31 protein-coding genes are annotated in these 26,005 nt (G+C 67.3%); 14 read left to right on the forward strand and 17 right to left on the reverse strand.

Annotated features, from left to right (window positions below; genetic code table 11):
• Positions 1-232 (forward strand): hypothetical protein (locus GVY39_RS28720; RefSeq protein WP_159930099.1); only part of this gene is annotated, 232 nt, incomplete at its 5' end.
• A 105-nt stretch (positions 233-337) separates the two neighbouring features.
• A complete protein-coding gene (locus tag GVY39_RS28725) occupies positions 338-4,291 on the forward strand; it encodes a DNA-directed RNA polymerase subunit beta' (RefSeq protein ID WP_159930098.1) in 3,954 nt (1,317 codons plus the stop codon).
• A 227-nt stretch (positions 4,292-4,518) separates the two neighbouring features.
• Here GVY39_RS28725 and GVY39_RS28730 read toward each other — a convergent pair whose 3' ends face one another.
• From GVY39_RS28730 to GVY39_RS28745, 4 genes are read right to left on the reverse strand one after another with little or no spacing between them, the layout of a single operon-like run.
• Complete coding sequence (locus GVY39_RS28730; RefSeq protein WP_159930097.1) at positions 4,519-5,055, reverse strand: hypothetical protein; 537 nt, start codon at positions 5,053-5,055, stop codon at positions 4,519-4,521.
• A 6-nt stretch (positions 5,056-5,061) separates the two neighbouring features.
• Entirely contained in the window at positions 5,062-6,279 is a 1,218-nt protein-coding gene (locus tag GVY39_RS28735; protein WP_159930096.1) for a hypothetical protein, read from the reverse strand.
• Positions 6,276-6,572, reverse strand: coding sequence for a type VII secretion target (locus GVY39_RS28740; RefSeq protein ID WP_159930095.1), 297 nt, complete (start codon positions 6,570-6,572; stop codon positions 6,276-6,278). The genes GVY39_RS28735 and GVY39_RS28740 overlap by 4 nt, the downstream gene beginning before the upstream one ends.
• The gene (locus GVY39_RS28745) at positions 6,572-6,964 is read right to left on the reverse strand and encodes a YbaB/EbfC family nucleoid-associated protein (RefSeq protein ID WP_159930094.1); all 393 of its coding nucleotides are present in this window, start codon (positions 6,962-6,964) and stop codon (positions 6,572-6,574) included. Before GVY39_RS28745 ends, GVY39_RS28740 begins: the two co-directional genes overlap by 1 nt.
• A 150-nt stretch (positions 6,965-7,114) precedes the next feature.
• Between GVY39_RS28745 and GVY39_RS28750 the strand changes: the two genes are divergently transcribed.
• Positions 7,115-7,591, forward strand: a complete 477-nt coding sequence (locus GVY39_RS28750) for a PaaI family thioesterase (RefSeq protein WP_236565730.1) — start codon at positions 7,115-7,117, stop codon at positions 7,589-7,591.
• A gap of 197 nt (positions 7,592-7,788) precedes the next feature.
• On the opposite strand, the gene GVY39_RS28755 is transcribed toward GVY39_RS28750, so the two are convergent.
• Together GVY39_RS28755 and GVY39_RS28760 are read right to left on the reverse strand one after the other, a co-directional pair.
• Positions 7,789-8,130 (reverse strand): aldo/keto reductase, encoded by a 342-nt coding sequence (locus GVY39_RS28755; protein WP_159930093.1) that lies wholly within the window; start codon positions 8,128-8,130, stop codon positions 7,789-7,791.
• A gap of 30 nt (positions 8,131-8,160) precedes the next feature.
• Positions 8,161-8,784 (reverse strand): hypothetical protein, encoded by a 624-nt coding sequence (locus tag GVY39_RS28760; RefSeq protein WP_159930092.1) that lies wholly within the window; start codon positions 8,782-8,784, stop codon positions 8,161-8,163.
• 209 nt (positions 8,785-8,993) lie between these two features.
• On the opposite strand from GVY39_RS28760, the gene GVY39_RS28765 reads away from it, so the two are divergent.
• Both GVY39_RS28765 and GVY39_RS28770 read left to right on the forward strand, forming a co-directional pair.
• On the forward strand, positions 8,994-9,326 hold the full coding sequence (locus GVY39_RS28765; RefSeq protein ID WP_159930091.1) for a helix-turn-helix transcriptional regulator: 333 nt from the start codon (positions 8,994-8,996) through the stop codon (positions 9,324-9,326).
• Positions 9,323-9,805: an SRPBCC family protein gene (locus GVY39_RS28770; protein ID WP_159930090.1), complete on the forward strand. Its 483-nt coding sequence runs from the start codon at positions 9,323-9,325 to the stop codon at positions 9,803-9,805. The genes GVY39_RS28765 and GVY39_RS28770 overlap by 4 nt, the downstream gene beginning before the upstream one ends.
• Positions 9,806-9,850: 45 nt before the next feature.
• Here the strand turns inward: GVY39_RS28770 and GVY39_RS28775 are convergent, their stop codons facing one another.
• From GVY39_RS28775 to GVY39_RS28800, 6 genes are all read right to left on the reverse strand, one after another.
• On the reverse strand, positions 9,851-10,840 hold the full coding sequence (locus tag GVY39_RS28775) for a pirin family protein (protein ID WP_159930089.1): 990 nt from the start codon (positions 10,838-10,840) through the stop codon (positions 9,851-9,853).
• Positions 10,837-11,631: an N-acetyltransferase gene (locus tag GVY39_RS28780; protein WP_159930088.1), complete on the reverse strand. Its 795-nt coding sequence runs from the start codon at positions 11,629-11,631 to the stop codon at positions 10,837-10,839. Before GVY39_RS28780 ends, GVY39_RS28775 begins: the two co-directional genes overlap by 4 nt.
• Before the next feature lie 173 nt (positions 11,632-11,804).
• Positions 11,805-12,098: a putative quinol monooxygenase gene (locus GVY39_RS28785; protein ID WP_159930087.1), complete on the reverse strand. Its 294-nt coding sequence runs from the start codon at positions 12,096-12,098 to the stop codon at positions 11,805-11,807.
• Positions 12,099-12,119: 21 nt separating this feature from the next.
• Positions 12,120-13,130, reverse strand: a complete 1,011-nt coding sequence (locus GVY39_RS28790) for an aldo/keto reductase (RefSeq protein ID WP_159930086.1) — start codon at positions 13,128-13,130, stop codon at positions 12,120-12,122.
• Positions 13,127-13,585, reverse strand: coding sequence for a MerR family transcriptional regulator (locus tag GVY39_RS28795; protein WP_159930085.1), 459 nt, complete (start codon positions 13,583-13,585; stop codon positions 13,127-13,129). The genes GVY39_RS28790 and GVY39_RS28795 overlap by 4 nt, the downstream gene beginning before the upstream one ends.
• Positions 13,586-13,799: 214 nt before the next feature.
• Complete coding sequence (locus GVY39_RS28800) at positions 13,800-14,171, reverse strand: glyoxalase superfamily protein (protein ID WP_159930084.1); 372 nt, start codon at positions 14,169-14,171, stop codon at positions 13,800-13,802.
• A gap of 58 nt (positions 14,172-14,229) precedes the next feature.
• Here GVY39_RS28800 and GVY39_RS28805 point away from each other — a divergent pair, with 58 nt between their 5' ends.
• Entirely contained in the window at positions 14,230-14,433 is a 204-nt protein-coding gene (locus GVY39_RS28805; protein WP_159930083.1) for a hypothetical protein, read from the forward strand.
• A 22-nt stretch (positions 14,434-14,455) separates the two neighbouring features.
• On the opposite strand, the gene GVY39_RS28810 is transcribed toward GVY39_RS28805, so the two are convergent.
• Positions 14,456-14,947 carry a histidine phosphatase family protein gene (locus tag GVY39_RS28810; RefSeq protein ID WP_159930082.1) on the reverse strand — a complete coding sequence of 164 codons (492 nt, stop codon included), beginning with the start codon at positions 14,945-14,947 and terminating at the stop codon, positions 14,456-14,458.
• A gap of 182 nt (positions 14,948-15,129) precedes the next feature.
• Here GVY39_RS28810 and GVY39_RS28815 point away from each other — a divergent pair, with 182 nt between their 5' ends.
• Positions 15,130-16,800, forward strand: a complete 1,671-nt coding sequence (locus tag GVY39_RS28815) for an FAD-dependent oxidoreductase (protein ID WP_159930081.1) — start codon at positions 15,130-15,132, stop codon at positions 16,798-16,800.
• Between the two features lie 97 nt (positions 16,801-16,897).
• Here GVY39_RS28815 and GVY39_RS28820 read toward each other — a convergent pair whose 3' ends face one another.
• The 3 genes from GVY39_RS28820 to GVY39_RS28830 form a co-directional block, all read right to left on the reverse strand.
• A complete protein-coding gene (locus tag GVY39_RS28820; protein WP_195072115.1) occupies positions 16,898-17,692 on the reverse strand; it encodes an acyl-[acyl-carrier-protein] thioesterase in 795 nt (264 codons plus the stop codon).
• A gap of 230 nt (positions 17,693-17,922) precedes the next feature.
• Complete coding sequence (locus GVY39_RS28825; RefSeq protein ID WP_159930080.1) at positions 17,923-19,056, reverse strand: transglycosylase SLT domain-containing protein; 1,134 nt, start codon at positions 19,054-19,056, stop codon at positions 17,923-17,925.
• Entirely contained in the window at positions 19,053-19,349 is a 297-nt protein-coding gene (locus tag GVY39_RS28830; RefSeq protein WP_223518934.1) for a type VII secretion target, read from the reverse strand. Before GVY39_RS28830 ends, GVY39_RS28825 begins: the two co-directional genes overlap by 4 nt.
• A 178-nt stretch (positions 19,350-19,527) precedes the next feature.
• Between GVY39_RS28830 and GVY39_RS28835 the strand changes: the two genes are divergently transcribed.
• Positions 19,528-20,502, forward strand: a complete 975-nt coding sequence (locus GVY39_RS28835; protein WP_159930078.1) for an NADPH:quinone oxidoreductase family protein — start codon at positions 19,528-19,530, stop codon at positions 20,500-20,502.
• Positions 20,503-20,524: 22 nt separating this feature from the next.
• A complete protein-coding gene (locus tag GVY39_RS28840) occupies positions 20,525-21,637 on the forward strand; it encodes a winged helix DNA-binding domain-containing protein (RefSeq protein ID WP_159930077.1) in 1,113 nt (370 codons plus the stop codon).
• Between the two features lie 6 nt (positions 21,638-21,643).
• Here GVY39_RS28840 and GVY39_RS28845 read toward each other — a convergent pair whose 3' ends face one another.
• Entirely contained in the window at positions 21,644-22,165 is a 522-nt protein-coding gene (locus GVY39_RS28845; RefSeq protein ID WP_159930102.1) for an Lrp/AsnC family transcriptional regulator, read from the reverse strand.
• A 163-nt stretch (positions 22,166-22,328) separates the two neighbouring features.
• Between GVY39_RS28845 and hppD the strand changes: the two genes are divergently transcribed.
• From hppD to rpsG, 5 genes are all read left to right on the forward strand, one after another.
• Positions 22,329-23,531, forward strand: coding sequence for a 4-hydroxyphenylpyruvate dioxygenase (gene hppD, locus GVY39_RS28850; protein WP_159930076.1), 1,203 nt, complete (start codon positions 22,329-22,331; stop codon positions 23,529-23,531).
• Between the two features lie 64 nt (positions 23,532-23,595).
• A complete protein-coding gene (locus GVY39_RS28855; RefSeq protein WP_159930075.1) occupies positions 23,596-24,123 on the forward strand; it encodes a DUF3558 domain-containing protein in 528 nt (175 codons plus the stop codon).
• A 9-nt stretch (positions 24,124-24,132) separates the two neighbouring features.
• Complete coding sequence (locus GVY39_RS28860) at positions 24,133-24,690, forward strand: DUF3558 domain-containing protein (protein WP_159930074.1); 558 nt, start codon at positions 24,133-24,135, stop codon at positions 24,688-24,690.
• A gap of 342 nt (positions 24,691-25,032) precedes the next feature.
• Positions 25,033-25,407, forward strand: a complete 375-nt coding sequence (gene rpsL / locus GVY39_RS28865; protein WP_014353064.1) for a 30S ribosomal protein S12 — start codon at positions 25,033-25,035, stop codon at positions 25,405-25,407.
• A gap of 1 nt (position 25,408) precedes the next feature.
• On the forward strand, positions 25,409-25,879 hold the full coding sequence (rpsG, locus tag GVY39_RS28870) for a 30S ribosomal protein S7 (protein ID WP_014353063.1): 471 nt from the start codon (positions 25,409-25,411) through the stop codon (positions 25,877-25,879).
• The last annotated feature ends 126 nt before the right edge of the window (positions 25,880-26,005 follow it).

Genomic DNA, 26,005 nt, shown 5'->3' on the forward strand with positions numbered 1-26,005 from the left:
CGAGGCGATCGTCAAGGGCGAGAACATTCCGGAGCCGGGCATTCCGGAGTCGTTCAAGGTCTTGCTCAAGGAACTGCAGTCGCTGTGCTTGAACGTGGAGGTGCTGTCGTCCGACGGCGCCGCGATCGAGATGCGCGACGGCGACGACGAGGACTTGGAGCGCGCGGCGGCCAACCTCGGCATCAACCTGTCGAGGAACGAAGCGGCCACCGTCGACGATCTGGCGAACTAGGCGGCCGGCCGGATGCCGCCACGGCGGCATCCGGCCTCCCACCGTGGATTACCCCACTAGTGAACTTTTGCTCGAATTCGACCCGCACAGGGGAAAGGAAGTTACGTGCTAGACGTCAACTTCTTCGATGAACTCCGGATCGGCCTCGCCACCGCCGACGACATCCGTCAGTGGTCCTACGGCGAGGTGAAGAAGCCGGAGACCATCAACTACCGCACGCTCAAGCCGGAAAAGGACGGCCTGTTCTGCGAGAAGATCTTCGGTCCCACCCGGGACTGGGAGTGCTACTGCGGCAAGTACAAGCGCGTCCGCTTCAAGGGCATCATCTGTGAGCGCTGTGGCGTCGAGGTGACTCGCGCCAAGGTGCGCCGCGAGCGTATGGGCCACATCGAGCTGGCCGCTCCGGTCACCCACATCTGGTACTTCAAGGGCGTGCCCTCGCGCCTGGGCTACCTGCTCGACCTGGCGCCGAAGGATCTCGAGAAGATCATCTACTTCGCCGCCTACGTCATCGTGGCTGTCGACGAGGAGCTGCGGCACAACGAGCTGTCCACGCTCGAGGCCGAGATGGAGGTCGAGAAGAAGGCGGTCGCAGACCAGCGTGACGCCGACCTCGAGGCCCGTGCCCAGAAGCTCGAGGCCGACCTGGCCGAGCTGGAGGCCGAAGGCGCCAAGTCCGACGTCCGCCGCAAGGTCAAGGACGGCGGCGAGCGGGAGATGCGCCAGCTGCGCGACCGCGCCCAGCGTGAGCTGGACCGGCTCGAGGAGATCTGGAACACCTTCACCAAGCTGGCGCCCAAGCAGCTCATCGTCGACGAGGTGCTCTACCGCGAGCTGGTCGACCGCTACGGCGAGTACTTCACCGGCGCGATGGGCGCGGAGTCCATCCAGAAGCTGATGGAGAGCTTCGACATCGAGGCCGAGGCCGAGTCGCTGCGCGAGACCATCCGCACCGGCAAGGGCCAGAAGAAGCTGCGCGCGCTCAAGCGGCTCAAGGTCGTCGCGGCCTTCCAGTCCAACGGCAACTCGCCGATGGGCATGGTGCTCGACGCCGTTCCGGTGATCCCGCCGGAGCTGCGCCCGATGGTTCAGCTCGACGGTGGCCGCTTCGCCACCTCCGACCTGAACGACCTGTACCGTCGCGTGATCAACCGCAACAACCGCCTCAAGCGACTGATCGACCTCGGCGCGCCCGAGATCATCGTCAACAACGAGAAGCGGATGCTGCAGGAGTCCGTCGACGCCCTGTTCGACAACGGCCGCCGCGGCCGTCCGGTCACCGGACCGGGCAACCGTCCGCTCAAGTCGCTGTCGGACCTGCTCAAGGGCAAGCAGGGCCGCTTCCGGCAGAACCTGCTCGGTAAGCGCGTCGACTACTCGGGCCGTTCGGTCATCGTCGTCGGTCCGCAGCTGAAGCTGCACCAGTGCGGTCTGCCCAAGCTGATGGCGCTGGAGCTGTTCAAGCCGTTCGTGATGAAGCGCCTGGTCGACCTGAACCACGCGCAGAACATCAAGTCGGCCAAGCGGATGGTGGAGCGGCAGCGGCCGCAGGTGTGGGACGTCCTCGAAGAGGTCATCGCCGAACACCCCGTGCTGCTCAACCGCGCGCCCACCCTGCACCGCCTCGGTATCCAGGCCTTCGAGCCGCAGCTGGTGGAAGGCAAGGCCATCCAGCTGCACCCGCTGGTCTGTGAGGCGTTCAACGCCGACTTCGACGGTGACCAGATGGCCGTGCACCTGCCGCTGTCGGCGGAGGCGCAGGCCGAGGCGCGCATCCTGATGCTGTCGTCGAACAACATCCTGTCGCCCGCGTCGGGCCGGCCGCTGGCCATGCCGCGTCTGGACATGGTGACCGGCCTGTACTACCTGACCCGTCTGGAAGAGGGCGCGAAGGGCTCCTACCAACCGGCCACCAAGGACGGTCCGGAGCAGGGCGTGTACTCCTCGCCCGCCGAGGCGCAGATGGCGGTGGACCGCGGTGAGCTCACCGTGCGTTCGCTGATCAAGGTCCGGCTGACCGACCAGCGTCCGCCGAAGGACGTCGAAGCGCAGCTGTTCCCGGAGGGCTGGCGTCGCGGCGACGCGTGGACCACCGAGACCACGCTGGGCCGGGTGCTGTTCAACGAGTTGCTGCCCGCGGACTACGCGTTCATCAACGAGCAGATGCCGAAGAAGCGTCAGGCGACGATCATCAACGATCTCGCCGAGCGCTACCCGATGATCGTGGTCGCGCAGACCGTCGACAAGCTCAAGGACGCAGGCTTCTACTGGGCCACGCGTTCGGGCGTGACGGTCTCGATGTCCGACGTGCTCGTGCCGCCGGAGAAGGCCGAGATCATGGAGCGCTACGAGGCGCAGTCGGATCAGATCGAGAAGAAGTACCAGCGTGGTGCGCTCGATCACCAGGAGCGCAACAACGCCCTGGTCAAGATCTGGCAGGAGGCGACCGAGGAGGTCGGTAAGGCGCTGCGCGCGCACTACCCGGCCGACAACCCGATCATCACGATCGTCGACTCGGGCGCCACGGGTAACTTCACCCAGACCCGTACCCTCGCCGGTATGAAGGGCCTGGTGACGAACCCGAAGGGTGAGTTCATCCCGCGGCCGATCAAGTCCTCCTTCCGTGAGGGCCTGACGGTTCTGGAGTACTTCATCAACACCCACGGCGCTCGTAAGGGTCTGGCCGACACCGCGCTGCGCACCGCCGACTCGGGTTACCTGACCCGTCGTCTGGTGGACGTCTCGCAGGACGTCATCGTGCGCGAGCACGACTGTGGCACCGAGCGCGGCATCGTGGTGCCGATCGCGGAGAAGCAGCTCGACGGCTCGATCATCCGCGACGCGCACGTGGAGACCTCCACCTACGCGCGCACCCTCGCGGCCGACGCGCTCGACGCGCAGGGCAACGTCATCGTGGCGAAGGGCGCCGACCTCGGTGATCCGGCGCTGGAGGCGCTGCTGGAGGCCGGTATCACCGAGGTGAAGGTCCGCTCCGTGCTGACCTGCACCACCGGCACCGGCGTGTGCGCGACCTGCTACGGCCGCTCGATGGCGACCGGCAAGCTGGTCGACATCGGTGAGGCCGTCGGTATCGTCGCCGCGCAGTCCATCGGTGAGCCCGGTACCCAGTTGACCATGCGTACCTTCCACCAGGGTGGTGTCGCGGGTGACGACATCACCGGCGGTCTGCCCCGCGTGCAGGAGCTGTTCGAGGCGCGCGTGCCCAAGGGCAAGGCGCCCATCGCCGAGGTCTCCGGTCGCGTGCGGCTGGAGGACGACGATCGCTTCTACAAGATCACCATCATCCCGGATGACGGTGGCGAAGAGGTTGTCTACGACAAGCTCTCGAAGCGGCAGCGTCTGCGTGTGTTCAAGCACGACGACGGCACCGAGCGTCTGCTCTCGGACGGTGACCACGTCGAGGTCGGCCAGCAGTTGCTGGAAGGCGCGGCGGATCCGCACGAGGTGCTGCGCATCATGGGCCCCCGTCAGGTGCAGGTCCACCTGGTCCACGAGGTCCAGGAGGTCTACCGCTCGCAGGGTGTGTCGATCCACGACAAGCACATCGAGGTGATCGTGCGCCAGATGCTGCGTCGCGTGACCATCATCGACTCGGGTGCGACGGAGTTCCTGCCCGGCTCGCTCACCGAGCGTGCCGAGTTCGAGGCCGCCAACCGTCGCGTCGTCGCCGAGGGCAACGAGCCCGCGGCGGGTCGCCCGGTGCTGATGGGTATCACCAAGGCGTCGCTGGCCACCGATTCGTGGCTGTCGGCGGCGTCCTTCCAGGAGACCACCCGAGTCCTGACGGACGCGGCGATCAACTGCCGCTCCGACAAGCTCATCGGTCTCAAGGAGAACGTGATCATCGGTAAGCTGATCCCGGCCGGTACCGGTATCAACCGCTACCGCAACATCCAGGTGCAGCCGACCGAGGAAGCCCGTGCCGCCGCGTACGCGGTGCCGTCCTACGACGACACCTACTACAGCCCGGACAGCTTCGGTCAGACCACCGGCGCGGCTGTCCCGCTGGACGACTACGGCTTCAGCGACTACCGCTGATCCGGTCAGCCGTAAGACATTCGGCCCCCGCTCCTTTCTGGAGCGGGGGCCGTTTGTTATTCGTCAGCCGATGTCGGTGTCATGCGGGTAAAGATTGCGCTGTCTCGCCTGCGAACGGCAAGCCGGATTCCTCCGGCTTCCGGCGCATCCACCGAGCGCGCAGGGATGGTTGTAGTCCAGGCGATCCGCCGATCGGCCGAGCACGGGCGGGGGCACCGCGTGGCGAGTCAGGAGGCGGGGCGGAGTTGACCGGCCCAGGGGGTCAGCAGGGTGGTCGGGTAGATCGCATCCTGTCCTCGGAGATCGAAGGCTTGGTCGTGGCCGTAGTACCAGCCCACTGACTGGACGGCCTTGTCATCCTTCAGGAAGAGGTACAAGCCATTAGGTGGGCCGTCTCCGTCGCTGTTGTAGGGTCTGGGAAGACTTTTCCAGCAGTTGCCTGGGGTGTTCGCTCGCCTGTTGAGTTCTTCCGCCGTGATGTTCTGCGGCACGTCGACCATGCGGTCCCAGCCATCGCTCCAACCCGCGGTGCGCGCGATGTCGGCCAGGGTAACGGGTTCGGTACCCGTTGCCGCTTTCATCGCCTCCCGGGTGAACGCGCTGGTCGAACCGAGGTTGTCGACGTTCGTCGACATCGTATATACGTTGTGACAGTTCACTTTTGAATCGGGGCTGTTTCGCTCAGGGGGCAATCCGCAACCCGTGACGACCGATGTGGTCACCATCGCGATCAGAATCGGAATAGTGCTCCGGGCTTTGATCATCGGCTGTCACTTCTTTCCTGGTAGCGGGACTCCGACGCCGGGCGGGGGTCCGGTTTGGGCTTCGGCGACCGCATTGCTCCACGTTATTTGGGCCGGCCTCGTCGTACCGTCGGGGTTCTTGTTCTCGATGACGATCGCGTTGCCGTTGTCGATCTCGTTCCGGATCAGTTCCTTCAACTCGTCCGGCGACGCATCGGGATGGGCGAGCGCGACTTTGCGGCCGAGCTCGTTGTTGTACAGATCCATCGCCTCACGCTGTGGAGTGTTTCCCCCGCTCTTCTCGTGTGCCGTCGCGAACTCTTTCGTCCAGTCCTCGCCGTACTGCTGAGTCATCAACGCGTTCCAATACGCGTGTCGGAAGGCGTCACCTTTGCCGTCGTCAACCGAGGCCGGGAAGACTTCTTTCGCGGTATCCCTGGCGGTTTCCGTGAGCTGCGTATGTTCTATGACGTGCGCGGGGCCCATGGGACTGCTCAGGAGCAGCTTCTTCATCGCATCGATCTCTTCGGATGTCATGAGCGACGGATTGAAGTCGGGTTTGATCAGTCGAATTGCTTCCAGTTCTGTTCCGAGCGGCCACAGCTGGGGCTCCCCTTCCGACACATCCGTTTGATAGTCGGTGAGTATCTTCGCGAGCTTGGGATCGTTCGGCATCAGAGCGACGCCTTGCTTCACCGCGTCGGGCAGCTTCTCGACCAAGCGGACGAAGTTCTCGGCGCCCTCTTGATCGTCACGCTGGATATTTCGTAGCGCACCCTGTATGGCACTGCTCAGCAGAGTGATGGCCAACTCTTTCGCGGCAACGGCGGGACCACCGAAAGGGAAGTACTTCTCGGCTGTCTCCCAGTTGGAGTCGTGGGATAACACCTCGCCGTCTTCCTGCACGAACAGGTTCCAGCGGGAATCCTCGGCTTCCTTCTTCTTCTCTCGAATGGTTCTGATGTTGGCGTCGATGTCATCGCTCAGCGCGCTGATCATCTTGCTCATCTCTTCGAGTACATCTGCGGTGCTGATGCTTTCGTCGCGATCCGTGCGGCCGCGAACGCGTGCTGCGTCTCCGGCCTCGCTGTCGAAGTAGTCCTGGGAGCGGCCGATCTTGTTCTCCGCAGCGATGGCCTCCTGATCGACGCCCTGTGCCGCCGTGAGTACCTTCGTCGCGGTTTCCCTCGCATACTGGAGGTTCCAGGAGAGCACATCGGTGATCGTCAGCAGATCGACACTCATCGCCCGGCCCCGTTCAGATCTGCCGCGCGGTGTTGATCGACGTTCTCATAGGCGGCCGCCTGTCTATCGATTTCGTCGCAGCATTCGCGGAGCCGGCGTGCGTGGTAGTCGATTACCGTGTCCATCGCCTCCAAGACCTCTTCGATCTTGGTGGCGAAGTTGGAGTGAATCATCTGCGGCCGCACCTGTTTGCGGCTGTCCAGCGCGATCGGTGCCTTGCCCGCCAGTGCGTCCGCATTCGTCCGTACGTCCTTCGCCATCTCGCGCATCTTGGCAGGGTCGACGTCGAACATCAGCGCCACCGATCTCGGTCGTGCGGCTCTCGCCACTGATTGTTCTGATACGTGTCGTCGCGTCTGAGATGGGACGGCGTCCACTCCAGTGCAGGCCGACTCGCCGCGAAGTCGTCCCGCTTCGGCGAGTCGTCCGCAGGCGCTTCGAAGATTCGCCTCGCTTCCGCGTTGGCGTTGTCCAACGCTGTGCGATGACGATCGGTGATCAGTGCGGCCAGACGATCGGGGCCGTTCTCCATCGCGTAATCGGCGAGGTAGAGATCGGTGATGCGGCCGTTGACGTCGGTTTCGACGAAGACGCTGCCGTCCGCGGACCGGGCCGAGCCGCGCACTGCCGCGAGTTGCTCGTTGATCTGCTTGATTTCGAGCGCACGCGCGCTGACACCATCCATGGTTCGAGACTCCCCTCCTTGTGCAGCGAACACATTACCTAGCGATCAGCGGGTGGAGAGTCCGACTTCGTCGGCGACTGTATTCCAGTGGACAACTGACGCGGCACCGAGTAGAAAATTAGAACAGGTTGCAGTTTTCGGGTCCGGGAGGTGGCGGTGGACGGCGCGGCGGTGGGGGATCTGGTGGTGGCGGGCTTCCGGAAGCTGGGGTTCATCCAGTACGCGGGGGTCGAGTGGGAAGAGTTCGCGGCGGGGCGGAATGTGGTGTCGATGGTGCCGCGAGCGGAGCATCTGAACCACAACGGAGATCTGCATGCCGCGGTGTTGTTCGGGATGGCGGAGACCGCCGCCATGGGGGCTTCGGTGTCGGGGATCGTGGACCTGATGGGGGATACGTTCATCGTCGCCAAGGACGTGCGGATCGAGTACAAAGCCCGTGCGAAGGGGGATGCGGGACCGTTCCGCGCTACTTCCGCGTTCTCCGCGGAGACCCTCGCGAAGATGCGAGCGGACATCGAGGCCCAAGTGCCGCTGGAACTCGACGTGCCGGTAGACATCACCGACGACACCGGAAAGACCGTGGCCACAGCGTTATTCACCGCCGTGCTCCGTCCCCGCAGGGCCTGATCGCCTGGCGGGTACCTGCTCGCACTAGCGCAGCTCTAGCCTATGGCATTCGAATCGCACCGTTGCCGAGGCGCACCTGGTGTCGGGTCTTCGAACTCGGGACACAGCGAGGGGCCGGTCCGAATCGTCGGTGCGATCCGCCGGACCGGCCTCGGCTCCTCCGGAGCGCGGCTGGGGCATCCGCGCTCCGGCCGACCTCACCGCTCGCTGTCGAGCATCGCCATCTGCGCGGTGGCGTAGCGTTCGCCCGCGACCCGGTCGGCGGGGACCGCCGCCTCGATTGTGGACAGCTCCTCCTCGGTGAGCGAGATATCGAGAGCGTTCACGGCTTCCGCCCAGCGCCGGCGTCGGCGCGTGCCGATGACCGGCACGATGTCCGCTCCACGAGTCAGCACCCAGGCGATGGCCAGTTGCGCCACCGAGGCGTCCTTGCGCGCCGCGATCTCGTCCAGCGCGCGGACCAGTTCGAGATTCCGGTTCAGGTTCTCACCCTGGACGGACGCGGCCGAGAAGCTGGACCTGCTGCGGGTGATCGGCACCCAGCGGCTGGCGTCCGCCGACCAGCCCCACTAGGGGGCGGTCACGTATTCGAGCGCCGCGTCGACCGCGGGCTGCCCGCCGCCGACGACATATCCGGCCAGCGCGCCGATCGCGGCGCCCGCGACCGCGGCGGCGGGCACGGTGATGAAGTCCAACACGAACAGCCCGAGCGGGAATCCGACGACGAAACCGATGGCGGCGCCGATGCCCGCGCCCGCGAGGATGCTCGGCATGGCCTTCTCGGCCTCGGCGTAGAAGCGCTCCTGGGCGGCGACGTCGCGCACCGGTGTTTCGGCCATCGCGATCGGTGCGACGGTGAGCCGGCGGCCCGCGTCCTCGAGCACGGGGCGCAGGGCCACGCGGTGCTCGCCGATGCGCAGCGTCATCGGCAGCGCGGCCACCACCTCGCCGTCGCGGTCGGAGACCGTCACGATCCGGCCGTCGTGAACCGAGGCGAACGTGCCGTCCTGGATGGTCGCCACGGCTGCGCGCCGGTCCTCGGTGGCGGCGACCTCGTAGGCGATCTGATGGAACGATCCGTGCAGGTCGAGTGGCGCGTCGTCGGGCGCGGGCTGCGCGTGCGCGGCGCTCGTGGTGATCGCGGTGGCCGCCAGCGCGGCCATTGTCGTCGCGGTGAAGCGAGAGATCTTCATCGTGCTCTTTCCATGTGCCGCCCCCGTGTCCGGTTCGTCCGAAAAGATACCGCTCGGTGGACCCGATCAGAAGGGGTTGAGTCACAGAGTTTTTCGCGCTGCCCGGCCGGGTCGCCGATGACCGGGCATTCGAGGCGCCGTTTCCGGCTGTGCGGAAAAGCGCGCATTCCCTCTTGACGTCCGCGCCGGCAGGAGAAACACTGAACTAGATGGTTCAGTATGACTTTCTGGATGCCTCCTTCGGGGCGCTCGCGGATCCCACCCGGCGTGGGATCCTGGAACGCCTCGGCCGTGGGCCCGCGACCGTGAGCGAGTTGGCGGAGCGCTTCGAGATGACGCTCACCGGCGTCAAGAAGCACATCCACCTGCTGGAGGCCGCGGGCATGGTGGTCACGGAGAAACGCGGCCGGGTGCGGTACTGCCGCCTCGGTGAGAACGTCTTCGACCGCGAAGTGGCCTGGATGCAGGGCTACCGGCGGATGGTGGAAGCGCGACTGGACCGTCTCGGCGAATTCCTCGAGCGAACGGAGCAGGACCGATGAGCACAACCACGAACGACGCCGTCGTCACGACCGACACCGACCGCACGATCCACATCGAGCGGATCTTCGACGCCCCGCGTGAACGCGTGTGGGAGGCCTACAGCCGGATCGAACTGCTCTCCCAGTGGTGGGGGCGCGGCAACCGGCTGGACATCGAGCGCTGGGAGTTCCGTCCGGGCGGGCACTGGCGCTTCGTCGAGCACTCCGACGAGGGAACCGATGGCTTCGAGGGCCGTTTCCGCGAGGTCACCCCGCAGGAGCGCATCGTGTATTCCTTCGAATGGGACGGCATGCCCGCCCACGTGGCGATCGACAGCGTCAGCTTCCTCGATCTCGGCGACGGCCGCACCAAGGTGGTCACCGACAGTCAGTTCCACACGCCGCAGGAGCGCGACGGGATGCTGCAGTCCGGCATGGAGACCGGGCTCAACGAGAGCTACCGCGCGCTGGATGCCCTGCTCGCGCGCGGCCAGGCCTAAACGCGCTCGCTGCCTCGGTGAGCGGGCTGATCGCACCGTGCGCGATCAGCCCCGGGCCGGGCCGATCCGGCGCTTGCGAGGCTTCAGATGCAGTCCGGGCAGCGGCGGTGCGGGTATGCGCTGCCGCGGCGTATGCCCGGCGATGTCGGCGAATCGGGTGACGTCGTGATTCTCCCAATCGGCCCGGGCGCCGACGATGTCCTCGTGACTGCGGCCGACGAAGTTCCACCACATCACCAGCTCCTCGCCGAACGGCTCGCCGCCGATCAACGCGAAGTGGGCGCCACCGGCACTGCGCAGCCGGAGTTCGTCGCGCTCGGTGCCGAGATACAGCAGCGGCCCCGGCGAGAGTTCGGCGTCCGCGACCGTGACATCGCCCTCGATGGCCAGCACCGCGTGCTCGAAACGAGGGTGCAGCGGCAAAGTCACATCGGATCCCGGCTCGAGCCGCACGTCGGCGCCGACGATCGGTGTGTAGGCGATCGCGGGCGAGGTCGCCCCGGCCAGCGAGCCGATCAGCACGATCGCCCGGAGGCCGGGCGCCTCGACGACCGGCAGTTCCCGGTGCTGCTCGAAGTGCGGGGCGATGCCGGTGCGGTCACCCGGCAGGGCGATCCACAGCTGCAAACCGTGCCCGGCGTGCGCGCCGGGCACGGCGTATTCGGAATGGGCGATACCGCGCCCTGAGGTCATCAGGTTCAGCTGACCGGGTTCGATCTCCACGTCCGAGCCGACCGAGTCGCGATGCCGGATGCGTCCCTCGAACGGCCAGGTCACCGTTTGCAGGCCGATGTGCGGGTGCGGATCGATGTCCGGCGGCGCACCGGTGTTGGTGACCGTCGGTGAGCCGAAGCGGTCCAGGAAGCACCACGCGCCGACGGTCGGCAGGTCGCGCTGCGGTAGCACGCGTTCGACGAAGACGCCGCGCACGCCGCCGAGCGGCACCTCCCGGGCCGGATAACGCTCCGCGACCGGACCGGGCCCCGGCGCGGGTTCGCAGAGCGTCTCGGCCGGGCGTGGGTCCAGGTCGCTCACCGGGTGACGCCTTTGCCGATCACGTGCGCGTCGTACTGCGGGTGCTTGTCCAGGTACGCCTTGATGAACGGGCACAGCGGCCGGATCACGCGCTCGCGCTCGACGACGTCTTCGATGGCGTTCTTCGCCAGGACGGAGCCGAGCCCTTTGCCGGAGAACGCGCCGTCGATCTCGGTGTGCGTGAACACCGTCTCGTCGCCGCGTTCCTCGTAGTCGGCGAAGCCCGCCAGCTCTTCGCCGTGGAATACCTCGTAGCGGTGCCGTTCGTCGTTGCGGACGACCTTGGACTCCGAAGCCGATTCGCTCATGGTTCCCTTCTCCTTCCGTGCGCGTACCGGATGCCCGCTGAGAATCGAGACCCGGTTGAACGCGCCGATGGTGGTGGCCACCCAGATGACGACGGACAGCTGATCATCCGTCAGATACCGGCGGGCGGAAGCGTACGCACGCTCGATGACGTTCTCGTCCGGAAGCGTCGCCGTGACTTCCGCGATCGCGAGCACGGCCTGCTCGAACGGGGTGTACGTGCCCCCACGCCGCCAGCCGGGCAGCACCGCGATCTCCTGCTCGGTGGCCCCGGCGGCCAGCGCGGCCCGGTAGTGCACGTCGAGGCAATACGCGCAGCCGTTGAGCTGGGAGACGCGCAGATTGATCAGTTCGATGATCCGGCGGTCCAGCCCCACCGCCGCCCCGGCGGCCCTGACCTGGCTCGCGACGCTGTTGAGCGCGCGGAACGCGGCCGGCGTCTGCTTGTCGATCCAGACGCGATCGCGGGGCTCATCGGGCTTCATATTCGTGGGATGTTAGTCCTCGCCGGTGAACGGCGCCGACCGGGCCGGCGAAGAAGCGGACTTCGGTCCGGTGAGCGGTTCGTGCCGGATCACCCCCAGCGGCTCGTGTCGCCGCTCGCGGCCCGCGCTCCGGCGGCGGTCGGCGCACACCGTACCCGGCCGCCGCCGCACCCTCAGGTGATCTCGGCGAACCGCCGCAGTTGGAACGGTTCGACCAGGACGTCCTGCAACGCGGCGGCCAGAGCCTTCAGGTGCGGCGTCTGGAAGTGCGCCGCCAGGGCGTCCGCGTCGGTCCACTCCTCCAGCAGCACCATCCGGCTCGGGTCGGTGGGATGCAGGTAGAGCTCGTAACCGAGGCAGCCTTCCTCCGCCAGCGTCGGTTCGATCACCCCCTGCAGCAGATCCTTCAGTTCAGCTCCGCGACCGGGCTTGGCGGTGAAGCGGACGTTGAGCGTCAACGTCGACATGGGCGTCTCCTATCTCGAGTGCTATTCCCGGCCTGCCGAGGTGAACGACATGTCCGCGTACCGGTTCCCGGCCACGCGGCTCGCGATCGGCTCCAGCGTCGCCAGCTCGTCGGGGGTCAGCGCGATGGTCGCGGCCGCGACGTTCGCCGCGAGCCTGGTCCGGCTGCGGGTGCCGGGGATCGGGACCACCGCGAGATCGCGCACCTTCGCCTGCGCGTGCACCCACGCCAGCGCCACCTGCGCCAACGTGATGCCGCGGGCTTCGGCGATATCCCGCAGCGGGCCGAGCAGCTCGGCGTTGCGTGCCGCGTTCTCGCCGGAGAAGCGGGGCATGGAGGACCGGAAATCCCGCGCGTCGGTGGAACCGGTGAACGATCCGGTGAGCAAACCGCGACCCAGCGGTGAGTACGGCACGAACGCCACGCCCAGCTCCGCGGCCGCAGGCACCACCGTGCGCTCCACGTCCCGGGAGAACAGCGACCACTCCGACTGCACGGCGGCGATCGGATGCACGGCGTGCGCCGCACGCAGTTCGGCTCCGGTCACCTCGGACAGACCCAGGGCCCGTACCTTGCCCGCCCGCACCAATTCGGCCATCGCCCCGACGGTGTCCTCGATCGGCACGCCGGGATCCTTGCGATGCATGTAATACAGATCGATGGTGTCGATGCGGAGCCTGCGCAGGCTGGCCTCCACCGCGCCGCGGATGTAGGCGGGGGAGTTGTCGAAGCCCCGGTAGGACGGATCCTCGGGCTTGCGGACGATGCCGAACTTGGTGGCGAGCACCACCCGGTCGCGCTCGGCGTTCACGAAATCGCTCAGGAATTCCTCGTTGTGGCCGAAGCCGTACACATCGGCGGTATCGAACAGCGTGACACCCAGCTCCAGCGCGCGATCCAGGGTCGCTCGGGACTCGGTGAGATCGCTGGGCCCGTAGAACTCGCTCATGCCCATGCAACCCAGGCCCTGCGTCCCCACCGGGATGCCGCCGGGGCCCAGCGTAGTGGTGGGAAGCCTGTCGGCCGTCGTCATAGCGTGATCCCTTCGCTGTCGTGCGCGGTGACCGTGGCCTGCGGGACGTGCTCGAGTTTGCCCTCGTACAGGGTGATCTTGTAGTCCAGCACGGCCAGGGTCTGACGAAGTTCATCGATCTTGGCGAGCACTTCGGCGCGGGTGTCCCGGAACATCTCCAGCCGCTGCGGGAGCGTGACGTCTCCGGCCCGTACCAGCTCGGCGTAGCGCACCATGTCCGCCACCGACATGCCGGTCGTGCGCAGCCGCCCGATCAGCGCCAGCCACTCCAGATCCCGATCGCTGAACCGCCGCTTGCCGGTGTGGTCCCGGCCGATGTAGTCCATCAGCCCGATCCGCTCGTACCAGCGCAGCGTGTCCCGGCTCAGCCCCGAGCGCTCGGACACCTCGCCGATCGAATACCGCGGCTGCTCCCTGTCCTCGCTCACACTCGTGTGCGATGCCGTCTCGCTCACGACCGCACCTCGCCGTCGCTCGGCTCCGTCGTGCGCGACGACGCGCTGTGTTCTCGGTCCACTCGCCGACGCTCGCTCACTGCACTCGCCCTTCCCGTTGAACAACGACGACGCTAGTCACCTGGAGTGCACTCCAAGCAAGAGGTGTGTCGGTTTTCCAGCCCCGGCACCCCAGCGCTGCGCGGTCGGGGATTCGGGGCGGAGGGATCGTCCGTCAGCTGTCGTAGGTGGGCAGCTGCTGGACCGCCCATTTGTTGCCGTCCGGATCGGCGAAGAAGGTGAACAGGCCCCAGCCGAGGTCCTGGACCGGAGTGGCGTCCACACCGGCGGCGATCAGCTGCTGATAGGCGTCCTCGGCGCTGGAGACCACCATCTGCATGCCCTGCACGCTGCCGGGCGCTGCCTCGGTGATGCCCTCGCCGAGGCAGATGGAACAACCGGAGCCGGGTGGGGTCAGCTGCACGAAGCGCATGTTCTCATCGACCCTGTGGTCGTGATCGGCCTGGAAACCGATCTTGGTGTAGAAGTCCTTGGCGCGGTCGACATCGGTTACCGGGATGGCGACGAGCTCGATTTTCCAATCCATCCGCCGAGCATTCCACCCTGCGCCGACAAAGTCCCGGATTCCGGCCTACGCTGGGAACATGCCTGGAAAGGACATAGACCGGATCAGGGCTCGTTCAGCCTGGGCGACGGTCAAGGAAAGCCCCGTGATCGCCGCCGTCGCGATCGCGCCGTTCGCCGTCGCGCTCGGTGTGGTGTGGTGGTTGTTCGGTGGTCTGGCCGCGTTCGCGTTACTGCTCGTCCTCGGTGCGGTCGTCGTGGTCGGCGGCAAATTTCTGCGCTGACCGCGCGTTCCTCACCGCGTGGTCAGCGCGGAATGTGGAAATGCGCCAGTTCCCCGGTTCCCGGGTCGACATCCGTCCAAGGGCGGTCGAAGCGCAGCACGGCGAGCGCCGAGGTCGGGAACTTGCGGCTGAGTTCGACGGCGGGAGGCGCGTCGCGATTGCTCGCCAATTCCCAAGCCGTCCACGGCATGCCGGGAGCGTGCCCGATCACCAGCAGCGTCGCCACGTCGTCGTCGCCGAGCCGGACCAGCTCGATCAGAGTCTCCGGCGTGGCCTCGTAGATCCCGGCTTCGAAGACGACCGGCGCGGTGACACCCGTTGCGGCCAACGTCTGTCTGGTCCTGACGGCGGTGGAACAGCGCACGGCGTCGATCGGCGGCTGGGTCTCACGCAACCATCGACCCGCCAGCCCGGCTTCGCGCACGCCGCGCGGCGCGAGCGGTCGCTCTTGGTCGTCGACGCCCTCCGGATACGCCGATTTGCCGTGCCGCATGAGGATCAGAGTCCGCGCCATGGAGATACGGTAAGGCCTCCAGGCGAGAGGTCTCGACCACACTCGAGGCAAACTGAAAGCGGCATCACATCACGGGCGGCTGCGGGCGATCCTCGCGGTGGACGTGACGGACGCCGCTCATCTGTCCACCACAACCCCATGGGTGGCCACGGCCCACGTACTTCTTCGAGGATCAGCACAATATGGCCTACGTAATCACGCAGCGTTGTTGCAACGACGCCAGCTGCGTCTCCGAGTGCCCGGTCGACTGCATCCGTCCCACCCCGGACCAGCCGGAGTTCGCGACGACCGAGATGCTCTACATCGACCCCGACACCTGTATCGACTGCGGAGCCTGTGTCGACGCGTGCCCGGTGGAGGCCATCTTCTCCGAGGACGACCTGACCGCTTCGCTGGCGCGATTCCGCGACATCAATGCCGCCTACTTCCAACGGCATCCACTGGAATCGAACTTCGATCCGATCGTCACGCCCTCGCGTCCGCCGAAGGAGCTGGGCACCCTGCGCGTCGCGATCGTCGGCGCGGGGCCCGCGGCCTGCTACGCGGCCGACGAGCTGCTGCGCAGGGCCGACGTGGAGATCGAGATGTTCGACCGGCTGCCGACGCCGTGGGGCCTGGTCCGGGCGGGCGTGGCTCCCGACCACCCCGGCACCAAGACGGTCTCGAGCATGTTCGAGTCCGCCTTCCGCCGCGACACGCTGCAGTACTACCTCAACGTCGAAGTCGGCACGCACATCTCGCACGAGGAACTGCAGCGCCACCATCACGCCGTGATCTACGCGGTCGGCGCTTCGAGCGACCGCAGGATGGGCATCCCGGGGGAGGATCTGCCGGGCAGCCATTCCGCCACCGAGTTCGTCGCTTGGTACAACGGCCACCCCGACTTCGCCGACCGGACCTTCGATCTGTCCGGCGAACGGGCCGTGATCGTCGGCAACGGCAACGTCGCGCTGGACGTGGCGCGCGTGCTGACCGTCGACCCGGACGAACTCGCCAAGACCGACATCGCCGATCACGCGCTGGACGCACTGCGGCAGAGCAATATTCGCGAAGTCGTCGTGCTCGGCAGGCGCGGCCCGCTCCAGGCGGCCTACACCTCGCCGGAGTTCCTCGCGCTCGCGCATCTGAAGGGCATCGACGTCGTCGTGGACGAGGACGACCTGGCGCTGGACCATGCCAGCCAGGCGATCGTGGACGACCCGGAGATCGAGCCGTCGCTGGCGTTGAAGTACACCCTGGCCAAGGAGTACGCCGGCGGTCGCAGGGCGGAGGGGAACAAGCGGATCGTGTTCCGTTACCTGACCTCGCCCGTCGCGCTCACCGGCGCCGAGCGGGTCGAGTCGGTCGAGATCGCGCACAACGAACTGTTCGAGGAGGGCGGTCAGCTCGTCGCGCGCGCGACCGGACGCACCGAGAGCATCGACGCATCGCTGGTGCTGCGGTCCATCGGCTACCGCGGCGAGCGGGTCGGCGAGCTGCCGTTCGACGAGCGGCGCGGCGTCGTGCCGAACGAGCACGGCCGGGTCGTCGGCGACGACGGTATGCCGCTGACCGGCGTGTATGTCAGCGGGTGGATCAAGCGGGGGCCACGCGGGGTCATCGGTTCGAACCGGATCGACTCCGAGGAGACGGTGGAGTTGCTGCTCGCCGACTTCACCGCGGGCAAACTGGCGCCGCCGCAAGCCGACCGCGCCGCGTTGCGGGCGCTGCTGGCCGAACGTCAGGCCGATCTGGTGGACCGGGCGGGCTGGCGAGCGATCGACCAGGCGGAGAAGTCCGCGGGCAAGCCCGCAGGCCGCCCCCGGGTCAAGTTCACCACCCGCGAAGACCTGCTCAAAGCCGCGCGCGGCTGACGATCGGACGTCCGGTCGGATCGTCCGAGATCCGGCCGGGCCGCCGTCTGACGACGCCCACCAGTACGGCCTGAAGACTCGCCAGAGGCGGGCGAGCCTAGAAATTCGCAGTGGCGGGGGAGCCGGGCAGCGGCATGATGCGGACCACCGTCGTGGTGGTTCCGCCGACCACGAACCACAGCCGTAGCACCGGCTGCCCGGTCCGGTCACCGGGCTCGTACCGGCTGCGCACGCTCACGTGCTGGCGTGCCAGCACCGGCGCCACGTATTCGATCACCGCGCGGTGCGGGCCCGCGAGCAGCTTGGGATATTCGACGAGGAACTGTTCCACCGCCTGCCAGTAACAAGCGTTGTTGACGTGGTTGTACTGGTCGATATCGGTGGCGCGCACGGGGAACGGCAGGTCGGTGTCCGACTCCGGCGGCGTGGCGTCGGTCAGGTACGGCCGCCACCGCAGGCGGTGTTCGCTGGAAGTGCGCGCGAGATAGGCGAGGCCCTCGTCGCTGATTCGCGCGGGCATGCCGGTGGACTCGCTGATATTGATCCAGAAACCCTCGGTCTCGATCAGGCCGCCGTTTCCGCTGGTGATCCGGACGCGCATATTCGTCCACCGGGTCGACATCGCCGAGCACCAGCGCAGCAGCCGCACCTCGTCGGGCCACAGGATCGGCCGGATGACATCGATGACCGTCCGGCGGACGATCCAGTTCGGGTCGGTTCGGTGGAAGAAGGTCTTATGCAGGTTTTCCCAGGCGATATCTTGCAGGTAGCGGGCGACGGCATCGAACCGCAACCGGTCGTAGGGATCCACATCGCCAGCCCGGACGGGCCACGCCGAAGCAAAGCCCATGCCCTCCTGGGGAAGCGGGGCGAGTGGCTGATCGAGTGACACTTGTGCTCCTCGCGCTGCACGGTGTGCCGCGTTTCTTCATGCGGTGCTGTTGTGACGACTTTACGGGGCGTACGTCACACCCTCGCGTCGAGCCGTCCGTACCTCCTTAATAGTCCGCCCACCGGGGCATGGGCCAGCAACAATCGGGTCTTGCGTTCAGCATCCCGGGACGAGTCGGTCGGTCGGCGGGAGCGCCGGCTCGGCGGCCGCAGGTCATCGCGGTGAACGGCTCAGTACCCCTGGTATGCCCCGCCCGAGTTCACGGCGGCGACACCGGGCACGTTGCCCAGCGACCCGTAACGGTCGATCGAGTACCGCACTCCGGCGATGATGTTGTCGACCGGGTTCCAGATGTCGTCGTGTCCGGGCGCCTTGTAAGCGTTGAACGTGCTGTCGATGGTCTGCATCAGCCCCTTCGACGGATGTCCGGCCACCCAGTTGCTGTCCCAGCGGTTCTCCGCGTACGGATTGCCCGCGGATTCGTGCTGGATGATCAGCGCGATGGCACGCTCGTCGATGGTCGCTGGGTCGTATCCCATCGCGATGAGCTTCTGCTTCGCCTCGGCGATCCACCGCGCGACGTCACCGCTGGGCAGCGGACCGGTCGGCGCGGACGAACTCGGCCCACCTTGGTACGGCGTGCCCGACGATGTGCCGTACGACGACCCGGAGTCGTTGTGCCCGGACATCAGCCGGCTCGGCCGGTCCGACGAAGGGGCGGCGACCGGGGCGCCCGAGGTCGCGGCCGGTGCGGTGGCGGCGGGCGTCGTGGGGGCCGTGGGTACGTTCGCGCTTGGTTCGCCGAGCCCGGCGAACGCCGCCTCCAACTTCCCGGCCGCCCCCTCGACCTGGGTTCTGGCCTGGGCGGCCACGTCCTCGGCGGTCTTGAGAGCGTTGGTCAGCTCCCACGTGCGAGAGGCCGCTTGCAGCGCTTCCTGGAACACCAGCCCGTCGATGTCGGCCTTGTCCGCGTGCGCGCGGAGGTAGTCGATTCGCGTCTTGGCACCCACGGTGCCGTCGGGCGCGACATCGAAGGGCGGTGTCTGGTTCAGCGCGTCGTCCCGCAGGCTCAACACCTTGGCTTTGGCGTCGGCGAGGTTCTGCACCTGGGTGGTGAGCGCGGTCTTCAGTTCGAGCAAAGCTGCGCTCACGGCCGACGCGCGGGTCTTCTCGGTCTGCATCCTGGCGTTCGCGGCGTCGCCCGCTGTGCCGGACCACTTTTTCGCGTCGGCCAGGGCTTTGGTGTCATCCGCGCCCTTGCCGACCGCGGTGTCCAGCCCCTGCGAGATGCGTTCGGCCAGCCCGCCCGCCGCCGAAAGGCGCTCCGGCTGCCAGTTCTCGACATCGGGGATGGTGAGCGTCATGGCAGCTGGAGTCCGATGGTGCGAAGCTCGGCCGCGAAGTCGTCCTCCGCCAGCTCGTAATTGCCCGCCGCGTTGTGCAGGTTGTCCGCGATCGTGGTGAGCCGGGACCCGATCCGCTCCAGGCACCGGTGCACGGCGTCGTTCGCGCGCTGGGCCACCGGGCCGAAATCGGTGCCGGGCAGCGCCCCGACGACGGCGGCGAGGTCCTCCCCGGCGCCGAGGTCCGCGACCGACGTCGCCTCCGTGCGCAGCGTCTGCGCGAACGAGCGCAGCGCCGTGGGATCGACTTGCATCGTCGCAGCTTGCGGCTGGTTTTGCTCGACCATTAATCCCCCTTCCCTCCCGACCGCGAGGTCGCGGCCAGCATAGCAAAATCGGGTGTCGGGCCGGGCGTCCTCGGGCGGCGCCCGTTATGTTGTCGGTGTGGCGCCGGCGTGGATCGTGCCGGTGCGAGGACAGAGAGGTCAGCACATGCGCGCAGCCCAGGTCGACAAGCTGGAAGGACCGCAAGCGGTTCGGATCGTGGAGATTCCGGAGCCCGCGTCCTACCCGGGGGGCGTCGTGATCGACGTGCACGCGGCGGGCGTGGCCTTTCCGGACGTGCTCATGACGCGCGGCCTCTACCAGATGAAGCCGGAGTTGCCGTTCGTCGTCGGCGGCGAGGTCGCGGGCATCGTCCGGGAAGCTCCCGAGGGCGCGCACGTGCGCCCCGGTGACCGGGTCGTCGCGCTGACCATGCTCGGCAACGCCATGGCCGAGACGGCCGTCACGCCCGCGCAGATGGTCTTCCGGCTGCCCGACAACGTCTCCCTGGAGGCGGGCGCCGGCATCCTGTTCAACGACCTGACCGTGCACTTCTGCCTGCGCACGCGAGGCAGGCTGGCGGAGGGCGAGACGGTGCTGGTGCACGGCGCCGCGGGCGGCATCGGCACCTCGACGCTGCGGATGGCGGCCGCGCTCGGGGCGGGCCGGGTGGTCGCCGTGGTGAGCACCGAGGAGAAGGCCGAGGTCGCGCGCGCCAACGGCGCCACCGACGTGGTGCTCACCGACGGCTGGCTCGCGGCGGTGAAGGAACTGACCGGCGGTCGCGGCGTCGACATCGTGCTCGACCCGGTCGGCGGCGACCGTTTCACCGACAGCGTTCGTTCGCTCGCTTCGGCGGGCCGATTGCTTGTCGTCGGCTTCACCGCGGGGGAGATCCCCACCGTCAAGGTCAACCGGTTGCTGCTGAAGAACGTCGAGGTGACCGGCGCGGCCTGGGGCGAATGGGTGATGTCGCACCCGGGCTACCTGCAGGAGCAATGGGCCGAGGTGGAGCCGCTGCTGGCTTCCGGCAAGATCGCGCCGCCGGAGCCGGTGCTGTACCCGCTGGACAAGGCCGCCGATGCCGTCGCCTCGCTGGAGAACCGGACGGCCACCGGCAAGGTCGTGGTCACGCTGCGCTGAGACGTCTCGACAAGCCCGCGTCATGAAATTGTCCAATCGGGTCCTGAACCGGACCCTGCTGGCTCGCCAGCATCTGCTCGAGCGCTCACGGCTGAGTGTGCACGAGATGTGCGAGCACCTCGTCGGATTACAGGCGCAGGATTCGCCGCCGCCGTTCGTCGGATTGTGGAGCCGCGTCGCGGCCTTCGATCCGGCGACGGTGTCGGACGCGCTGGAGGATCGTTCCCTGGTCCGGATCACTCTGATGCGGGGGACCATCCATATGGTCACCCCGCCGGACGCGTTGCGGATCGCACCACACGTGCAGCCGGAACTGGAGAAAGCGCCCTTCCGCAAGGGCTTCAACTACGGCGCCATGGTCGGATTGGATCCGGATGAGGTGCGCAGCAACGGCGAGGCGGTGCTCGGCGACGAGCCGATGTCCGCCGCGGACCTGCGTGCCCGCGCCGCCGAGCTGTATCCCGACCGCGACCCCGGCGCGGTGTTGCAGACCTGGCTGTATCAACTGCCGGTGTTGCAGACGCCGCCGCGCGGGAAGTGGAAAGACAACAGCAGGCCGATCTGGTCGCGGGTCGAGCCCTGGCTCGGCGCACCCCTGGATCCCACCTATCCCTTGGCCGAGTTGCTCTTCCGCTATCTGCGTGCTTTCGGCCCGGCCAGCACGATGGACATGCAGACCTGGTCGAGGCTGCTCGGCATGAAGCGGGCGGTGGCGCAACTCGGGGATCGGGTGCGCACCTACACCGACGAGCGCGGCCGCACGCTCTACGACGTGGCCGACGCCGAATTGGCCGATCCGGACGCGCCCGCTCCGGTGCGGCTGCTCGGCTGGTACGACAACGCCCTGCTGTCGCACCAGGACCGAACGCGGATCGTGCCCGACGGCACGGCCCCTCCGCTGCGCTCCTTCGCCGCTCAGGTCTCCCCGGTGCTGATCGACGGGTTCCTCTCCGGTCTGTACAAGGTCTTCGTGACCGCCGAGTCCGCGCGGCTGCGCATCAGTCCGACCCGGACCTGGACGAACGCCGAGCGCGCCGAGGTGGAGGCGGAGGCGCACGCTCTGCTCGCCTTCCTGGAGGCGGGCAAGCAGGGGAGTGTCGAAATCCTCGACGTGCACGCCGACCTGCGCCCCTGAACTCCGCTACGGCTCGCGGGCCGCGCGGTATGCGGGGGCCTTGGTGGTTCCGGTGGGGCTCAGCGTGCGCAACAGGGGCAGCGCCCGGCGCGACACCACGGTGGACAGCACGATGACGCTGTGCGAGCGCACCACGGAGGAGGTCCGGTCGATGCTCAGCAGAACGGCCTGCAATCCGGCGTGCGAGTCCGCTCCGATCCGGCACAGCACGTCGCCGGAGCCGGTGGTGGCGTAAGCCTCCAGCACGCCGGGGATGGCGTCGAGTTCGGCCGCCACCGTGTCCAGCGCGCCCTGGGCGATCTCCAGCGTGACGAACGCCTGCACGTCGAACCCCGCCGCGGTGACATCGATCTGCGGGTCGTAGGAGGCGATCACGCCGGACTCCTCCATGCGCGAGATCCGGGATTGCACCGTTGCCCTGGCGACTTTGGTCCGCCTGGACAGTTCGAGAATGCCCGCTTTCTGGTACTCGTGCATCGCGGTGAGGATGGCGAGATCGAGTTCGTCGAGCTTCGCCGGTGTGCGCATCATGGCGGCCTCCGTTCGAGCGCCGGGGCGGGTCGCTGCCCGACCCATCGAAGCTATTCAAATTGTCCAGCATCACGTGCCGGTTGCTAGCCGAATTCGCCACACTGCCTATCGAGAATCGACGCTGTTGCCTACTCGGCTGACCCGGCGATTTCCTTGGAAGATGACCATCGAGCACCTGCCGAACGCCCGGCCCGCCGCCGTTCCCAGCGACGGCGAGTTACGCACGCTCGTGGGGTTGGTCGACCACGACGACAGCGGTGACCCGTTCCCGGTCATCGGGTGGGACGCCCTGGTCTGGGTGGTCGGCAATGCCACCCAGACCGCGCACTTCCTGGAATCCGCCTTCGGGATGCGGCTGGAGGCTTACTCCGGCCCGGAGACCGGCAATCGGGATCACAAGGCTTTCGTCCTGCGCAGCGGCGCGGCGCGCTTCGTGATCACCGGCGCGGTGGACCCGGACAGTCCACTCGTCGCCCACCACGATCGGCACGGCGACGGCGTGGTCGACATCGCGCTCGAAGTGCCCGACGTGGACCGCTGCGTGGCGTGGGCGCGCGCACACGGCGCCACCGTCCTGGTCGAGCCGCACGACGACACCGACGACTTCGGCACTGTCCGTTCGGCGGCGCTGGCCACCTATGGCGAGACCAGGCACACGTTGGTCGACCGTTCCGGCTACCGTGGGCCCTACCTGCCCGGCTATGTCGCCCGCCGCTCCAACTATCAGCGGCGCGACGGCGCGCCCAACCGCCTGTTCCAGGCGATCGACCACGTCGTGGGCAATGTGGAACTCGGGCGGATGGATGAGTGGGTCGAGTTCTACCGGCGGGTCATGGGTTTCACGAACATGGCCGAGTTCGTCGGCGACGACATCGCCACCGAGTACTCCGCGCTGATGAGCAAGGTCGTCGCCAATGGAAACCACCGGGTGAAGTTCCCGCTCAACGAGCCCGCCGCGGGCAAGAAACGCTCGCAGATCGATGAGTACCTGGAGTTCTATCGCGGACCCGGCGTCCAGCACATCGCGCTGGCCACCGGTGACATCCTCGCCTGCGTGGACGCCTTACGCAGGGAGGGCGTCGAGTTCCTGGAGACTCCGGCCGCCTACTACGAAGACCCGGAATTGCGGGCTCGCATCGGCCGGGTCCGCGTCCCGGTCGAGGAACTCCGGCGCCGCGGCATTCTGGTCGACCGGGACGAGGACGGCTACTTGTTGCAGATCTTCACCAGGCCGCTCACCGACCGGCCCACCGTCTTCTTCGAGTTGATCGAGCGCCATGGCTCTCTCGGCTTCGGCAAAGGGAACTTCAAGGCGCTGTTCCAGGCGATCGAACGCGAACAAGCGGCTCGCGGCAATTTGTGAGGCGCCGCACGCGGCCGCCTTCGTCGGGCGGTCACCTCGTCGCGGAATCGGTAGAGTTCTTCCCATGCGGATCAAGTCGGCGGTCGTCATCGCGACAGCCTTGCTGCTCGCGCTGACGGCCTGCGGTTCGGACGAGCAGTCGCAGGACTCCGGTCCGTCGCGTCCCGCGCCGAAGGTGGTGGCACTGGGCCCGTTCGTCGGGGAGTGCGGGCACGTGACCGATGACGAGGTGCGCACTCTCGGTGGCCTCGGCCAGATCTCCGGAGTGTTCCGCAACGCCGTCGGATGCAACTGGCAGTCGGCGGGAATCGGTTCTCCGAGTATCACATTCGCTTCCTACCGGGGCAGCCCCATCGAGCGGGAGCGGGCGTGGGTGACCGTCAACGGCCGCGCTCCCGATCCGATCAAGGTGGCCGGCCGGGACGGTTTCGCAGCCTTGGATCCGGGCGGACAGATCTGCGATCTGGCGGTGCAGCTGGGCGACGACTTCTTCGAGTGGTCGACGTCCTTCGGGTTCTTCTCCGATAACCTCGGGAATCCGTGCGACCGCAGCCGTGCCCTCGCCGAGCTGACTCTGCAGCGATTGCAGTAGGGGGAGAGCATGAACGTCCGACGAGGTCTGTACCGGCGTGGCGCGGCCGTCGTCGTGGCCGCGGCCCTGGCGTTGTCCGTGGGCGGCTGCAGCCGCGTGGTGTCCGGGTCCGCGCATCCGGTGGGCGGAAGTCAGTCGATCAACACCAAGCTGGACAAGTTGCTCCGGGAGTGCGAGATCCTCTCCAAAGAGCAGATCGGGAAGGCCATCGGCGAGAGCATCCAGGTCAGCGAGTCGTTCTTCGGAGCGGTCTGCATGTGGGACCTGGTCGGCGCGCCCGGCGGCAACGGCATGGCGACGCTCAACTGGTACGAGAACGGCACGCTGAGCAACGAGAAGCAGACGAACAACAAGCTGGGCTACACCACCACCAACATCACCGTGCAGAGCGCCCTCGCGCTGCAGATCCGCAGGCCGAACGATCCGGACTCCTGCGGGGTGACGGCGAGCGCGCCGGACAACGGCGTCATCGGCTGGTGGATCAACTACCGGCCGGGCTCGGCGCACCCCGATCCGTGCGACGCGGCCGGGAAGCTGATGGAAATGACCTTGAACCTGGCCAGGTAGACCGGCGCCGGGCCGACCCGCTTTGACCCTGTGTCCCGGCCACGGGTATCGTGGACCGCTGTGCCCGGAAGCATGCGGGCAAGTTCGTGCGTGACCGTAGGCCAGCGAGAGCGGCCGACGACTCCAGCGTGCCCGGAATCCGGGCTCCGCGCCGCGCGCGACACGCCCGACCTCGGGACGCGAGAAACGTGGCCGGACGTGCGAGTGAAAGCTCGATGACAGCGGCGTGAACGACGGGCCCGGAAGTGGAAGCTTGCCTCCACCAAGGGCCCCGGGAACGCCGCGAACTCAAAACAGACATGAAGTCCACACACCGCGTTAACTAATAAGGAAAGCCGGTCTATGCCAACCATCAACCAGCTGGTCCGCAAGGGTCGCCGCGACAAGGTCGCCAAGACGAAGACCGCGGCCCTCAAGGGGAGCCCGCAGCGTCGTGGCGTGTGCACCCGCGTGTACACCACGACCCCGAAGAAGCCGAACTCCGCGCTGCGCAAGGTCGCGCGTGTTCGCCTGACCAGCGCGGTCGAGGTCACGGCCTACATTCCGGGCGAGGGTCACAACCTGCAGGAGCACTCGATGGTGCTCGTGCGCGGCGGCCGTGTGAAGGACCTCCCCGGTGTCCGCTACAAGATCATTCGCGGCTCGCTCGACACCCAGGGTGTGAAGAACCGCAAGCAGGCCCGCAGCCGTTACGGCGCCAAGAAGGAGAAGAGCTGATATGCCACGCAAGGGCCCCGCACCCAAGCGTCCGCTGATCAACGACCCGGTCTACGGTTCGCCGCTGGTTACTCAGCTGGTCAACAAGATCCTGCTGGACGGCAAGAAGTCCACGGCCGAGCGCATCGTCTACGGTGCGCTGGAGCAGGCGCGGGAGAAGACCGGCACCGATCCGGTGGTCACCCTCAAGCGCGCGCTGGACAACGTCAAGCCGTCGCTGGAGGTCAAGCCCCGCCGCGTCGGTGGCGCCACCTACCAGGTTCCGGTCGAGGTCCGTCCGGGCCGCGCCAACACCCTCGCCCTGCGCTGGCTGGTCAACTTCTCGCGTGCGCGCCGGGAGAAGACCATGGTCGAGCGTCTGGCCAACGAACTGCTCGACGCCAGCAACGGCCTCGGCGCCTCGGTCAAGCGCCGCGAGGACACCCACAAGATGGCCGAGTCCAACCGGGCCTTCGCGCACTACCGCTGGTGACGTCTGCCCGGCCCGTCGTCTGGGTCGGGGAGGCACAGCCGGAGCGCGGCACTCACCGGCCGCTTCCGGCGTTGACATAGAGGCGACCACAGGGTCGTCCCCGATAATCCCAACTAGCTACGAGCG

Origin of the sequence: Nocardia sp. CY15 (assembly GCF_009829295.1) — a bacterium.
Taxonomy (GTDB): Bacteria; Actinomycetota; Actinomycetes; order Mycobacteriales; family Mycobacteriaceae; genus Nocardia; species Nocardia sputi.